Origin of the sequence: Rothia mucilaginosa (assembly GCF_964210535.1) — a bacterium.
Lineage (GTDB): Bacteria > Actinomycetota > Actinomycetes > Actinomycetales > Micrococcaceae > Rothia > Rothia mucilaginosa_F.
Map to the genome: position 1 here is coordinate 241,064 of NZ_CAXOMR010000001.1, position 14,280 is coordinate 255,343.

General features: G+C 60.7%; 11 protein-coding genes. 6 read left to right on the forward strand and 5 right to left on the reverse strand.

The window, feature by feature from the left end; translation table 11 throughout:
* Window positions 1-264 precede the first annotated feature (264 nt).
* The 5 genes from AB8C10_RS01010 (at window position 265) to AB8C10_RS01030 (ending at window position 6,742) form a co-directional block, all read left to right on the forward strand.
* The gene (locus AB8C10_RS01010) at window positions 265-1,725 is read left to right on the forward strand and encodes a peptide MFS transporter (protein ID WP_368866550.1); all 1,461 of its coding nucleotides are present in this window, start codon (window positions 265-267) and stop codon (window positions 1,723-1,725) included.
* Between the two features lie 332 nt (window positions 1,726-2,057).
* A complete protein-coding gene (locus tag AB8C10_RS01015; RefSeq protein ID WP_368866551.1) occupies window positions 2,058-3,248 on the forward strand; it encodes a Fic family protein in 1,191 nt (396 codons plus the stop codon).
* Between the two features lie 261 nt (window positions 3,249-3,509).
* Window positions 3,510-4,034 carry a DUF4242 domain-containing protein gene (locus tag AB8C10_RS01020; RefSeq protein ID WP_005507939.1) on the forward strand — a complete coding sequence of 175 codons (525 nt, stop codon included), beginning with the start codon at window positions 3,510-3,512 and terminating at the stop codon, window positions 4,032-4,034.
* A 30-nt stretch (window positions 4,035-4,064) separates the two neighbouring features.
* Window positions 4,065-5,150: an acyl-CoA dehydrogenase gene (locus AB8C10_RS01025; protein WP_368866552.1), complete on the forward strand. Its 1,086-nt coding sequence runs from the start codon at window positions 4,065-4,067 to the stop codon at window positions 5,148-5,150.
* A gap of 257 nt (window positions 5,151-5,407) precedes the next feature.
* Complete coding sequence (locus AB8C10_RS01030; protein WP_368866553.1) at window positions 5,408-6,742, forward strand: uracil-xanthine permease family protein; 1,335 nt, start codon at window positions 5,408-5,410, stop codon at window positions 6,740-6,742.
* A gap of 316 nt (window positions 6,743-7,058) precedes the next feature.
* On the opposite strand, the gene AB8C10_RS01035 is transcribed toward AB8C10_RS01030, so the two are convergent.
* The 3 genes from AB8C10_RS01035 to AB8C10_RS01045 form a co-directional block, all read right to left on the reverse strand.
* Window positions 7,059-7,871, reverse strand: coding sequence for an HAD-IIB family hydrolase (locus AB8C10_RS01035; RefSeq protein WP_368866554.1), 813 nt, complete (start codon window positions 7,869-7,871; stop codon window positions 7,059-7,061).
* A gap of 52 nt (window positions 7,872-7,923) precedes the next feature.
* Window positions 7,924-8,469 carry a YbhB/YbcL family Raf kinase inhibitor-like protein gene (locus AB8C10_RS01040; RefSeq protein ID WP_296548211.1) on the reverse strand — a complete coding sequence of 182 codons (546 nt, stop codon included), beginning with the start codon at window positions 8,467-8,469 and terminating at the stop codon, window positions 7,924-7,926.
* Window positions 8,470-8,552: 83 nt separating this feature from the next.
* Complete coding sequence (locus AB8C10_RS01045; protein WP_368866555.1) at window positions 8,553-9,488, reverse strand: carbohydrate kinase; 936 nt, start codon at window positions 9,486-9,488, stop codon at window positions 8,553-8,555.
* Window positions 9,489-9,775: 287 nt separating this feature from the next.
* On the opposite strand from AB8C10_RS01045, the gene AB8C10_RS01050 reads away from it, so the two are divergent.
* Window positions 9,776-11,212 (forward strand): glyceraldehyde-3-phosphate dehydrogenase, encoded by a 1,437-nt coding sequence (locus AB8C10_RS01050; protein WP_049345935.1) that lies wholly within the window; start codon window positions 9,776-9,778, stop codon window positions 11,210-11,212.
* 137 nt (window positions 11,213-11,349) lie between these two features.
* Here the strand turns inward: AB8C10_RS01050 and AB8C10_RS01055 are convergent, their stop codons facing one another.
* Together AB8C10_RS01055 and pelF are read right to left on the reverse strand one after the other, a co-directional pair.
* The gene (locus AB8C10_RS01055; RefSeq protein ID WP_368866556.1) at window positions 11,350-12,546 is read right to left on the reverse strand and encodes a putative glycoside hydrolase family 15 protein; all 1,197 of its coding nucleotides are present in this window, start codon (window positions 12,544-12,546) and stop codon (window positions 11,350-11,352) included.
* A complete protein-coding gene (pelF, locus tag AB8C10_RS01060) occupies window positions 12,536-14,251 on the reverse strand; it encodes a GT4 family glycosyltransferase PelF (protein ID WP_070599560.1) in 1,716 nt (571 codons plus the stop codon). Before pelF ends, AB8C10_RS01055 begins: the two co-directional genes overlap by 11 nt.
* Window positions 14,252-14,280: the final 29 nt, after the last annotated feature.

Here is a 14,280-nt window from a genome sequence, read left to right on the forward strand (position 1 = left end):
GGGTGCCGGGTGGGCATAGTTGTGGTTCCACTCTATCGCTTTGGGGGTGTGCGGCGCATCTAGCCCGGTATTTGGGGGTTTGTGAGACTCGGAAATGATGCATACGAAAAAATCGAAATGATTTTTCATGCACTGATTGATAGTTCAATCTTTGAAATACATGAACACAATATGTATACATATGCACCCACAAGGGTATAGACTTAAACACATATTGCCCGGGTCACACAGAACCCCGGGCTTGCACAGAAAAGAATTACCACCATGTCTCACACCATCACAGGTGCCGAACCCAAGGAAACCAAGACCTTCTTCGGCCACCCGAGCATGCTCGCGAACCTGTTCACCGTAGAAATGTGGGAGCGCTTCTCCTTCTACGGCATGCAGGGCATCATGATCTACTACCTGTACTACACCGCCGACAAGGGCGGCCTGGGCCTCGACAAGGACCTCGCCACCGGCGTTATCGGCGCGTACGGTGCAGTCGTGTACCTCATGGCAATCCTCGGCGGTATCCTCGGTGACCGCATCCTCGGCCCCGAGCGTACCCTCTTCTACTCCGCCATCGGCATTATGGCGGGTCACATCTCCCTCTCCCTCATCCCCGGCGTGCCCGGCGTGGTGATTGGTCTGCTGCTGGTCGCTATCGGCTCCGGCGGTCTGAAGAGTAACGCATCCGTGCTGGTCGGTTCGCTCTACAGCGACAACGACTCACGCCGCGACGCAGGCTTCACCATCTTCTACATCGGTGTGAACACCGGTGCACTGCTCGGCCCGATCCTGACCGGTTGGGGCTGGAGCACCTGGGGCTTCCACATGGGCTTCGGTTTTGCCGCAATCGGTATGGCTGCCGGCCTGATTCAGTACTCGCTGACCCGCAAGAACCTGCCCGCCTCCGTACACCACGTGGGCACCCCCTTCACCGGCGCCCAGAAGCGTAACTTCTTCCTGGCACTGGTCGGTATCGTCGTCGTTCTCGGCATCCTGCTGGCAACCGGCCTGATGACCGCAGACAACCTCAAGAACTGGGTCATGGGCTTCATCTTCATCGGCGCTATCGCCCTGTTCGCACAGATGCTGACCGCCAAGGACGTCACCGCTGATGAGCGTTCCCGCGTCACCGCATTCATTCCCCTGTGGATTGCAAACGCCGTGTTCTGGGCACTGTACCAGCAGCAGTTCACCGTCATGGCGGTGTACTCGGATGAGCGCCTCAACTGGAACATCCTGGGCATGGAACTGAGCCCGAACCTGGTCAACTCCATCAACCCGATTTTCATCATCGTCTTCGGCATGATGTTCTCCGCCCTGTGGACCAAGTGGGGTGACCGCCAGCCGGTGACCACCGTGAAGTTCTCCGCAGCGCTGATTATTATTGGCCTGGCGTTCTGGATCTTCCTCGCTCAGGCGGGTGTTCAGAGCGTGAACGTCGGCTGGATTGTGCTGATTCTATTCGTCTGCACCATCGCTGAGCTGATTATTTCCCCGGTGGGCATTTCGCTGGCGACCAAGCTCGCACCGAAGGCGCACCGCGTGAACATGATGGCGCTGTACTTCACCTCCGTGGCAATGGGTACCGTGCTGTCGGGTTGGTTGGCTCAGTTCTACAGCATGGAAACTGAAGTTCCCTACTTCACCTGGATGGGTATTATCACCATCGCGACCGGTGTGCTGCTGTTCCTGGTGCACAAGCCGGTTCAGAAGATGATGCGCGGCGTGAAGTAGCCACAAAGTTGCTTATCTACACTGCCAACTCGCTGCTTCGGGCAGCGTGAGCGTGTAGATGTGAGGGCCCCAAATCCTTGAATTACCAAGGGTTCAGGGCCCTTGCTGTACGCCCTGGTACATGCTCCAGTGTATGCCCCGGTGTATGCTCCCGGCAGTCGGAGCCCCGGAATGTCGAGGGGGGTTCAGGAGGGGCGTTCGGAGCATGTTCCTTAATGAGACAATCCGCGCAGATTTTCTTATTAAGCGCCTTAATAAGAAAATTGAAGTGTATTGTCTTATTAAGACCCCTCAAGCACGACCAGCATTAACGACACCCAGGAGGAGGAACCATGCCCTCAGCCACCACCTGGCCCGCCCTCACATGGGAGCCGCAAACCCCCTGGGTTCACCGGGACGCCCTCGCCTCCCGACGCGCAACGCGCCGCAACTCCGGCACCTTCTCCAGCGCCGTACCCGCTTCCATTGCCGCACTCAACGTCGAACTCAGCCCCGCACTGCGAGTGCGCCTCCAAGAGAACGCCACCGCAATGACCCGCTTCGATGAGCGACTCCACCACATCGGCGGCATCCCCTTCTCGGCAGTTCTTCTGCGCGGCGAATCCGCCTCCAGCTCACAGATTGAAAACCTTACCGTTAGCGCACGCAGGCTCTCGCTAGCTGTCCTGGGTGCAAGCGGGTCGAAGGTCGGCGTTAACGCCGAGCTGGTGGCGCGCAATGTTCACGCCATGCGTGCAGCCTTGAACACCGCAGAGAACATTAGCGTCGATAATATCCTCGCGATGCACCGCGAACTGACCCGCGGCCTGCAGCAGGACTCCGGCGTACTCCGCACCCAGTGGGTGTGGATTAAGGGTGATTCACCCGTCGCCGCCGACTATGTGGCACCGCATCACGAGCGGGTTCCTGCCGCCCTCGAAGACCTTGTAGCCTTCATGAACCGCCGCGATATTGACCCCCTCGCACAGGCGGCTATCGCGCACGCCCAATTTGAAACGATCCACCCTTTCACCGACGGCAACGGCAGAACCGGACGAGCCCTCATCTCCGCGCTCCTGCTCGCCTGCGGCGTCACTCGCCACGTGATTCTGCCCATCTCCTCCGGGCTGCTGCACGATACTGACGGGTACATTCAGGCGCTCACCGACTACCGTGCAGGCGATGCTGAGCCCATCATCGAGCTCTTCATCGACGCCGCGCAGAAGGCAATCACCAACGCAGAAATCCTGGCGCAAGACATTGAAATCTTGCGCGATGAGGTGCTGTCCATTGCCCAGCGCAAAACCCCTCTCCTGCGTTCCCTCGCCGACCTGTGCTGCACCGAGCCCGCCTTCACCGCGCGCATGGTGGAGGAGCACACGCAGGGGTCGAAAGCCAGCGTGTACCGCCTCCTCAACCGCATGGTGGAGTTGCAGATTCTGCGTGAAGAACGCGTCAAAATTCAGGGGCAAAAAGTGTGGACTGTCCCCGCTCTCAACCGCGCCCTCGACGACTTTGCGGCACGAGCAGGACGACGCGGATAGATGCGCCATCGGGTTCGATAACCCGCGTGAAAATTTTGCGACCATAGGCGGGTTCCCACGCGCGAAACTACTGCGCGGGACTGTGACGATTTATTTCTTCACATGAACGCACATGACGACATACAGGGTCAAAAAGGGACGCATTAAGCCACGAACAGAAATCTACTAGACAGCCCTCAACCACAGGTCTAAGGTGATTCCAGAACGAGTCGGAAAACCCCTTCCGGCACGACCCTTCAACCCTTAGCCGAGGAGAAAATCATGGCACTTTACCTGGTAGAACTGACCCCCGCACAGCCGTCCAAGGACGAAGCAACCGCACTCATCGAGACCGTCAACTCGTCCCTGACCAACGGCGCCGAGCTCATCGAAACCCAGGTCTCCGCAGACCACAAGATCGTCTTCGTCATCGTCGAATCCGAGAACACCGCATTCGGCCCCGACCTCGCCGCAGCAATCGGTGAGCGCGCAGCCGTCGCAGGCCCCGACGCAGTCCGCCTGGTCGGCGCAGAGCTCGAAGACATCAAGAAGCTCAAGAAGGACGCAGACTACCTGGTTGAGTGGGACATCCCCGCAGAGATCACTATGGAACAGTACCTGACCCGCAAGAAGGCAAACGCCCCCAAGTACGCTGAAGTACCCGAGGTTTCCTTCCTGCGCACCTACGTTCGCGAAGACACCGCCAAGTGCCTCTGCTTCTACGACGCACCCGACGAAGAAGCTGTTGTTCGCGCCCGTAAGGCCGTCAGCACCCCCATTGACCGACTGTTCAAGCTGCACGCATAGACGCGATGCTCCCCGCTTAGGAGAAACCCCATGTCCGAGTTCACTCTCGAACCCCTCTACGATTACCCCCAGCGCGAGCAGGTGCTCGCACTCGCCCGAACCCACGCAGATGCTGTTGACCGCGGCGAGCGTTCCCCCTTCGAAAACCTGCGTGAAATCGCTAAGGACGGCCTGATTACCCTGGGCCGCGACGGCGGTTCCCTGGTCCCCCAGGTTTCGGTGGCTTTCGACCTTGCCACCGAGGACGCCTCCACGGCGTTCTCCCTGTGGGCTCACCGCTCGACCATTGCGTTCTTTGACGCTGTGGGCCGCGAGCTGCCCGCCGGTCTGGCGGATGCGACCGTCAGCGGCACTACCGCCATGGCGGCGGCGTACAAGGAGGCTTCGGGTCTGGCACCGATCAAGGTGGAGGGTACCCTCGTTGAGGGCGGTCTGAAGCTGAACGGTTCTGTGTCGTGGGCGTCGAACCTGTACCCGGGCGGCGTGATTGTTCTTCCGGTGGCTGTGCAGAACGCCCCGGAAAGCCACCCGAACCGCTACATCGTGACGGTCCGCCAGGACGTCGAGGGTCTGAGCGTTGACTACCACCGCAACCTGCTGGCGCTGAACGGCACCGAGTCCGGCACCCTGAAGTTCGAGGACGTTTTCGTTCCGAGCGAGGATGTTCTCAGCGACAACATTGAGGCGTTCCTGCACGATGTGACCGCGCCGTTCCTGCTGGTTCAGTCGTCGTTCTGCTTGGGTCTTGCCGCTGGTGCTCTACAGGAGGCTGCTAAGCATCTGGACGTCTCCCAGGGTGTGTTCCGTCCTGAGTTCCCGCTGATTCTGACGGAGTACCAGAGCCTGCGTGAGGAACTGGTTCGCCTGGCGTCTGAGCCGGAGCGTGCTGAGCGTCGTGACCTGCTGAGCTTGCGTTTGGGTGTTTCGCACTTTGCAACCATTGCTACTCACTTTGAGCTGCAGGTTGTTGGAGGCGCCGGTTACGTGGCTACTTCCCCGACTGCTCGTCGCCTGCGTGAGGCGTCGTTCCTGCCGGTTCAGTCGCCGACCGAAGGTCACCTGCGATATGAGTTGGCGCGTTACGATCACCTGGAGAACCTGCGTGACGCTCTCTAAGCTAATGAGCTACGTATAGCGAGTGTTTTTATTCGCTCTTTGCATCAATACCCCGTATATGCTTTGAATTGCATATACGGGGTATTGATGCATTCTGGGCTATATATTAGGGGTTTGGGGCTCATCATAAGAGAATATATGCCCCGCTCAACGTATCCCTGCTCATATTTACAGCCGTTTAGCTGTGACCCACACCCGCATACGCGTAGAATTATGTGGAATTTTATACACCACCACATTCACCTCAGGAGCTCCCTTTGAGCATCTCTAAGCTTCTCGGCTTTGACTGGTCGATCCACGGCGACGGCCGCAGCATCAAGCCCGGTTCCTTTGTTGCCCCGAACGAGCGCCTCGCATGGCCGATTACCATCGGCATCGGCGCGCAGCACGTGGTCGCAATGTTCGGCGCGACCTTCCTCGTGCCGATTATTACCGGCTTCCCCCCGGCAACCACCCTGTTCTTCTCGGGTATCGGCACGATCCTGTTCCTGCTGATTACCCGCGGACGCGTCCCCTCCTACCTGGGCTCCTCCTTCGCGTTCATTGCGCCCCTGGCGGCTGCCATGAACTCACACGGCCCCGCTGGTGCCCTCGGCGGTATCGTCATGGCGGGTGTGGCGCTGTTCCTGGTCGGTCTGATTGTTCAGTTCGCTGGCACCGGCTGGCTGACCAAGCTCATGCCCCCGGTCGTAACCGGTTCGATCGTGGCGCTGATTGGCTTCAACCTGGCGAAGAGCGCTAAGGACAACTTCATGGTGGCACCGGTGACCGCGCTGGTGACCCTGTGCTCCATCATCCTGATTTCGGTGCTGTTCAAGGGCATCATTGGTCGTCTGTCCATCCTGCTGGGTGTGGGCATCGGCTACATTACCGCCGTGATTCGCGGCGAGGTGAAATTCGAGAAGATTCAAGAGACCGTTCAGGCTCAGGGCTTCATTGGCCTGCCGCAGTTCCAGACCCCCGAGTTCCACTGGGAGCTCGCCGGCCTGTTCATCCCCGTGATTCTGGTGCTCGTGGCTGAGAACATCGGTCACGTGAAGTCGGTGGCTCAGATGAGCGGCGAAAACCTGGACGACTACTCCGGCCGCGCCCTCATGGCGGACGGCCTGGCAACCACCATCGCAGGCATGGGTGGCGGTTCGGGTACCACCACCTACGCTGAGAACATCGGCGTTATGGCTGCGACCAAGGTGTACTCCACCGCGGCGTACTGGGTGGCGGCTATCTTCGCGATTGTCCTGTCTCTCTTCCCGGGCTTCGGCGCGGCTATTGCATCCGTTCCCGCGGGTGTTCTGGGCGGTGCCGCAACCGTACTGTACGGCATGATTGGTATGCTCGGCGTTCGTATTTGGAGCGAGAACCGCGTGAACTTCTCGAACCAGATCAACCTGACCACCGCCGCTGTGGCGCTGATCGTGGGTATCGCGGACTACACCTGGACCTTCGATGGGATGACCTTCGCCGGTATTGCTCTGGGTACCGCTGCGACCCTGATTATCTTCCACCTGATGACCTTCATTGCGAAGTACACGAAGGCTGCTGGCGACCCGCTGGAGCCCTTCGACCCTGAGAAGAGCGCTGAGGGACACTAAGTTCTTCACCGCCCGTTGGGAGTGATGCTCCTGATGCGTAGGCTGTAGAAAAGCGGCCCGGATGGATTGGTTTCCATCCGGGCCGCTTTCATGTCTTCTAGGCGTTACACACAACTGCCATTTTGTTCAGACACAAATCAGATGTAAATCAGACACAAAAATTTGAGTCTAGACATAAATTTTTATGTCTAGACTCAAATTTTTTATGTGTAGACATAAAAGTTTATGTCTGAGTTATGTCTGCGGAGGATACCTTTGCCGCGCACCCCAGCCGCTCGTGCTGGATAGCTAGTGCCGGCTGGCTAGTACTAGACGGCTAGGACCGTTCGGCGAGCATCGCCTCAATCGTCTGCGCCACACCGTCCTCATCGAAGGGAGGGCAGGTGCGCCCCACCTTCGCAATGAGTGCCGGCTGACCCGACGCCATAGCGAAGCCCTCCCCCGCCCAGCAGAGCATTTCTGCGTCATTCGGCATGTCACCAAACGCCATCACCTCGTGCGCCTCAATGCCGTGGCGTGCCGCGAACTTCTCCAGAATCCGGCCCTTATTCACGGTCTTAGAGCCCATCTCCACGAGCGGCTCACCGACCACGCCGCGGGTCACCGACACCAGCGAACCGACCGCCTGATGTACGCGCGCCTGCAGAATATCCGGGTCCATGCCGGGCACACGAATCAGATACTTAATGACCGGGGTCGAGCCGATACGTTCGAGCGCTTCGGCGATTTTCGCCTCCACCACGCGGGCGCCCTCAAGCACCTCGCCACCGTTGTGCGGGCCCTGAATGTAGACGGTGTCCACAGTTTCGAGGGTGTAGGTGGCGTCGGGGAACATGGGCTCCAGCAGTTCGTGGGCGCGGGCAATCACCGCGGGATCAGCGCCGTTGACTTCTTCCACCTCGTTCGCGCCCAGGTGGTACACCACGGCGCCGTTGGAGCAGATGGCGTAGGAGTCGAAGTCGGTCTGTTCGCGCAGGGGCGTGAGCCAGCGGCTCGGGCGGCCGGTGACGAAGACGATCTCGATTCCGGCGGCGCGGGCGGCCTCGAGGGCGCGCAGGGTGCGCGGGCGGAACCGGAAGTCGTGTCCGATGAGGGTGCCGTCCAGGTCGCTGGCGATGAGTTTAATCATGCAGTGTTTGCCTTCGGTGGTGGGGTGTATCGGTGCTGGTTAGGGCTACGCGCTAGGCTGCCGGTTCCGCGTAGGTGACGGTCAGGAACGCGCGGCCCAGGCCGTGGCCGAGCAGGTTAAAGTTCACGACGGCGGGGGTGGCGTTCTCGTCAATGTCGAGCTTCTCCACGTCTACGGCGGTGACGCAGAAGATGTAGCGGTGCGGGCCGTGACCAGCCGGAGGTGCAGCACCCAGGAAGCCCGCCACACCGGCGTCGTTGCGGTGCGTCAGGGCACCGGCGGGTGCATCCGCGCCGGTGTCGATGCTGGTCACGTCGGCGGGAATGTTGGAGACGGTCCAGTGCCAGAAGCCGCTGGGGACCGGCGCATCCGGGTCGAAGCAGGTGAGCACGAAGGACTTGGTGCCTTCGGGGAATCCGCTCCAGGACAGCTGCGGGGAGCGGTCCTGACCACCAGCAATGCCGAAGAGTGCGGAGCGCATCCATTCGGGGGCGGTGCCGCCGTCCTGGATGTCGGTGGAGGTCAGGGTAAATTCGGGCAGTTCGGGCATGCCCGCGTAGGGTTCGCGGGGCAGGGGCGCGGTGCCGATGTTGGTCATGGTGCTCCTCGTCAGTGGGGTGCGGGTGGATACGGCGACGCCGGCGGACAGAGTGAGCTATCCGCCGGCGAGGCGTGAATTTTTTAGCCGTTGAGTACGGCGTCGAGTTCTTCGCGGGTGGGCGGGTTAGCGCCCGCGCGGGAGACGGTGATACCGGCTGCGGTTGCGGAGAAACGCAGCAGGTCGGCGATGTCTTCTGTGGTCAGTGCGGCAACCTTGGCGCGCGCCTCGGAACCGGCAATGCCGCGGTCGAGCAGACCCGCGATGAGTGCCGCCATGAGGGAGTCACCGGCACCGACGGTGTCCGCAACCTCTACGCGGTGTGCGGGCTGGCTGATGCCCTCGGGGTACTTCTTGGTGAAGGCGATGGGGCCGTCTTCGCCGCGGGTGATGACCATCAGCTCTGCGCCGAGGTCGAGCCACGCGCGGGCGGTGTCGTCGAGGGAGCGCTCGGGGTAGAGCCACTGCAGGTCCTCGTCGGATGCCTTCACGACAGTGGAGAGGGAGACGAACTTTTCAGCCCATGCGCGACCCTCGTCAACGTTGTGGATGAGGGTAGGGCGGCAGTTCGGGTCGTAGCTGAGCAGGGCGCTGTCGCGGGCGGCTTCGAAGGCTGCGGCGACCACGTGCGCGCCGGGTTCGAGCATGGCGGCGATGGAGCCGGTGTGCACTGCATCGGAGGTGCGTGCCAGTTCGGTGAGCTTCTCTGCGACGGAGTCGAGGGACCAGGTGATGTCGAATTCGTACTCTGCTGCGCCGTCGGCACCGATGGTTGCCTGGGCGACGGAGGTGCGCTCAGCGCTGTGCTCGAAGGGCAGGGTCACCTGGGATGCTTCCAGGTGCGCGTCAATGCTCTTGCCGTAGGCGTCGGGACCGTAGTGGCCGACGAAGTTGGTGGGGTGGCCGAGGCGGCGCGCGCCGACGGCTACGTTCATGGGCGATCCGCCGGGGTAGGCGCGGGTTTCTCCGTCGTGCTGGTGGACGACGTCTACGAGTGCTTCACCGATTACAGTCAACATGGTTTCAATTCTACTCATGTTTGCGCCCTCGTGGCGTGTGTTTTTGTGGGTATTTAAAGTGGTTTTGCTTTCCCTTTTGAGGGCTTATGTTGGCTTGTCGTGTGGGTTCACAAACTGCCTTCTGTCTCTTCTGACTTTTAGCCTCAATATCGCTAATTTTGAGGCTCTGAAGGGGTCCGCACGGGTTAGACTTAAACCGACGCCGGGTCTTAACGCCCGGCACGGTATTGACGCGACAGCATCGTCGCGCCTACCCTCCAACGACGAAGTTAGGAAGAAGGTCATACGTGACGACTGCAACCGCTACCTGGGTTAACCGTGAGGCTACCGCAGAGGAGCTGATCCCCCTCATCGGTAAGCTGCACCGCGAGAACGGTGTGGTGCTGAGCATTCACGGCCGCAGCCTGGTCAACAAGTCTGTCATTGAGCTGCTGAAGCTGCACGATTTCGTATCCCACATCGACGGTGCGCCCCTGAACCCCGCGCACTCCCTCGAGCTGGTTCGCGCCCTGGTTGAGCTGAACCTGGGCGCGTGCTCGATTAACATTGCTGCTCTGCACAAGGCACACCACGAGGCGGGCTCCCCCGAGCTGTCCATGTGGCTGCCCGAGCAGCTGGGTTCCTCCGTGAACCACCAGGGTGACCAGCCGAAGGAGCAGGACGTTGTGCTGTACGGCTTTGGTCGTATTGGTCGCCTGCTGGCTCGTATTCTGCTGGAGCGTTCCTCCTCGCCGCTGGGTTCTGGCCTGAACCTGCGCGCTGTTGTGGTGCGTAAGAACGGCGATAAGGACCTGGTCAAGCGTGCATCCCTGCTGGAGCGCGACTCTGTTCACGGCCCGTTCAAGGGCGTTATTGAGGTGGACGAGGAGAACAGCACCATCATCGCTAACGGTGTTCCGGTTCGCTTCATTTACTCCTCTGACCCGACCACTGTCGACTACACCGAGTACGGCATCAAGGACGCTCTGCTGGTGGACAACACCGGCCGCTGGCGCGACGTTCCGGGCCTTGAGCAGCACCTGAACTGCCCCGGTATTTCTCGTGTTCTGCTGACCGCTCCCGGTAAGGGCGACATGAAGAACATCGTGTTCGGCGTGAACGACAACGTCATCACCGATGAGGACAAGATCCTCTCCGCAGCATCCTGCACCACCAACGCGATCACCCCGGCACTGAAGGTTCTGGATGACGCATACGGTGTTGAGCGCGGCCACGTTGAGACCGTTCACGCATTCACCAACGATCAGAACCTGATTGATAACTTCCACAAGGGTGACCGCCGCGGTCGCTCCGCTGTGCTGAACATGGTCATCACCGAGACTGGTGCAGCGAAGGCTGTTTCTAAGGCTCTGCCGCAGCTGGAAGGCAAGCTGACCGGTAACGCGATCCGCGTTCCCACCCCGGACGTCTCCATGGCAATCCTGAACGTGAAGCTGACCAAGCCCGCAGGTTCCGCTGAGGAACTGAACGAGCTGTTCCGCCGCGAGTCCATCGACGGCGAGCTGCGCCGCCAGGTGGGCTACTCGGATTCCCCCGAGGCTGTTTCCACCGACTTCGTGGGTTCCCGCACCGCAGGTGTTGTGGACTCGCTGGCTACCGTGGTGACCGATGACTCCGCAATTGTCTACGTCTGGTACGACAACGAGTTCGGTTACTCCTGCCAGGTGATTCGCGTTCTGGAGCGCATGGGCGGCTACGACGTGCCCTCCTACCCCGCTAAGTAAGCTACCCCAGCTCATCTAGCACACATATAGCAAACCCACCGGTACATATAGCCATTTGGCTATATTGCCGGTGGGTTTGTTTATGAGGTTATATGCGCTAGCAGTACGCTCACAGGCGGTACTGTGCAAGCGGCGATTTACGCCTTACGGCGGTACACCACACCCTGATGCGCCCGCAGCGTGAAGCTCGAGGGCACCGGGCGGTTCGCCGCATCCACCAGACCGGAGGGAACCTTCACGGTCACATCCTTTGAGCCGGTGTTCAGTGCCGCCCAGCCGTTCGTAAATGCACGGGTCTGCGCGGTCTTCTGAGCGATAATGCCGCCGACCGGATCCCCCAGGTCGTAGGAGAGCTCGGGGGCGTGTGGAATCTCGTCGTAGGCGTCGTGGTGGGTTGCGCTGATGCCGGTGAAGGCGCCTCCACCGAACACCCAGAAGCCCGCCAAACCGTAGAGGAAATTTTCATCCGTGCCGGTAATCGGAGCCTTGCGGTCGCTGAGCGGGGTACGCAGAATCGTCACCTTCTTCTGCGAGGCGGCGCTACGGCCACCCAAACCCGCAAAAGTAGTACCCAGGTTCACGTCGCCCGCCGAGCCGTTCGCAATCTCACGACCCTGCATCACGGCGTACGGCGAAGACAGGTAGTCGTTCGGACCCCAGCCAAGCCACACCTCCTCAAAGCCGCCACCGTAGGCGCTGTGACGCTCCCACTTGCCGTAACGCAGACGAGACTCAGCAATATTGGGCACCAGAATCTTGCCGATTTTATTCAGCTCAATACCGGCGTACGCGACCAGAAAATCCAGGTGCTCACGAATCTTCGTCATAGACTCCACACCCTGGATGGGCAGGTTCAGGTCGTAGTAGTCGTTCTCGATGTCGTTATCCGCCATGACCCCGTCGAAGGGTGAGTTGCGCATTTCGCGCACCACAGCGTCCACCCACTGCCAACGGTAGTCGGCGTTCCACACCTGCATCTGGAAGTGCTTGGGGTAGCCCTTCCACTCGATACGGTCACCGTTGAGGCGGTGGGCGAAGAAATCCTTACCGGAGTTCGCCATCGACTGCGCCAGCGGGTAAGAGACACCCGAAGAATAGATCGGGCCGGGCTCATAAGAGCGGGTGGAGGACAGGCACTTATACGCCAGCACCACCATTTGAGGTGCACGCTTCTTCAGGTAGCGTGCCGCGTCCAGTTCCCAGGGCTGCAGGATTGCGACAGAGTAGTTCTTGACCGCAAAATCAAGCTGCTGCTGGGTAATGGGCTTACCGCCGTAGCGGACCCAGGCACCAAATTTGCCGGGTCCGCCCAAGCGGGTGAGTTTATTCGCCATCGTACTCCGGGTCGAATTCGGGGGCGCGAGGGGGCAGCTTGCCCAGCTCGCGGTAGATCGTGTTGTAGCGGTCCATGACCAGTCGCAGCTGGAAGAAGCTGACGATACGGTCGTAGGCGTTCACACAGTAGCGTTCGTAGATGCTGGGCTCCTCCATGAGGGTGCGCAGCGCCGCCGCGAAGCCGTGAATATCGCCGGGGATAGTCAAGATACCGCAGTTACCGATTTCGTGGCCGTCGGGGGCGACCAGCACATCATCAATGAGCTGGGACATACCGCCCACGTCGGTGCTGACCAGCGGGATGGACGCAGCCATCGCCTCGAGCGCCACAATCGGCTGACCCTCATTGTAGCTGGGCATGAGCAGCAGGTCGAAGCGGTCGAGCATCGCACGCACGTTCACGGTGCCGTGGAAGGTGATGTACTCGCCCATGTTGAGCTCTTCGATGGTGCGCAGGCACAGCTCGTAGTACTCGGGCAGGTGGTCCTTGGGGCCGAGCACGTCCAGGTGGAAGTTCACCAGACCCTGATCGCGCAGCACCGCGAGGGAGCGAATCAGGTCGGTCAGGCCCTTAATAGGCACCACGCGGGCGATGAACACGAAGCGCCACACGTGGCCGCGGCCCTCAGCGAGGATGCGGGCACGCGCCGCCTGGCGGGCGTAGTAGGCTTCCGCCACGGACTCGATGAGCATACCGTTGGGCAGAATGATTGCGCGGTCCTTCTCGCCCTCGTTCATCTGGTCGATGGGCGCGCCAATACCGCGTGCCTCTTCCAGTGCCTTGGGGTACAGGTAGGTTGCCATGTCAGCACTGGGGTAGCAGAAGCGTCCCATTTCGACGAACCAGACGGACCAGGCACGCTCGTCGAGGGTGACCGGGCCCAGGCCGGGGTGCTCACGCTCCTCGTTGAGGAAGGCGTAGTCGGTGGTGACGGGCTTCGCCATGTTGCGTTCGAGCTTGGTGTTCACGGTGTCGCGAATGTAGAGGTTGTGCTCGGTCAGCAGGAAGCTGGTGCCGTGGTCACGTGCGGCTGCGGCGGCGATGAGTGCCGCGTAGCCGGTGGTGTGGGCGTGGTAGACGCGGGCGTGCGGCATCCGCTCGTGCAGGATTGCGAAGAGGATGGAGACGAAGTCGCGCACCTTCCAGAAGAGCTCACCGAAGGGCACCTCGGAGAAGAAGCCCAGGCCCGCAATCGCCTGCATGAACTCGCGGGTTCCGAAGAGGCCGAAGAGGTTGTAGCTGCGGGTTGCGGGGTTGATGCCCTCGTCGTAGAGCTTCCAGAGGGGGTTCACGTCGCCGGCGATGAGGGCGCTGAAGCCGTCCATGAGGCGCTGGGTGAGCGCCTGACGCTCCGCAAAGTTCATGCGCAGTGCGGAGGGGTCGCAGGCTTCCGCGAAGGCGTCGCGGTTGACTTCCAGGCTCAGGTACAGCACCTTGACCCACTTGACGTTCTCGGGCATGCCGTAGAGGTCTTCGTGGGGGGAGTTCTTATCCCAGGCGATGTGAATAATGCCGTAGGTCAGATCCGGGTTTTCGCAGACGATATCGTGCACCACCGCGGACACCCCACCCTTGAGGTAGGGGTAGGTGGATTCCATGATGATGGCGACGTCAACGTCCGGGTATTCGGGGTCGCTGTAGTGGGGGCCGGGAGCCGGAAGCTGCAGCGGCGCGTAGTGGTTTCGGTACATCTGTTCAGTCATTGTCGTGTGTATCTTTCGCGGACCGTGCG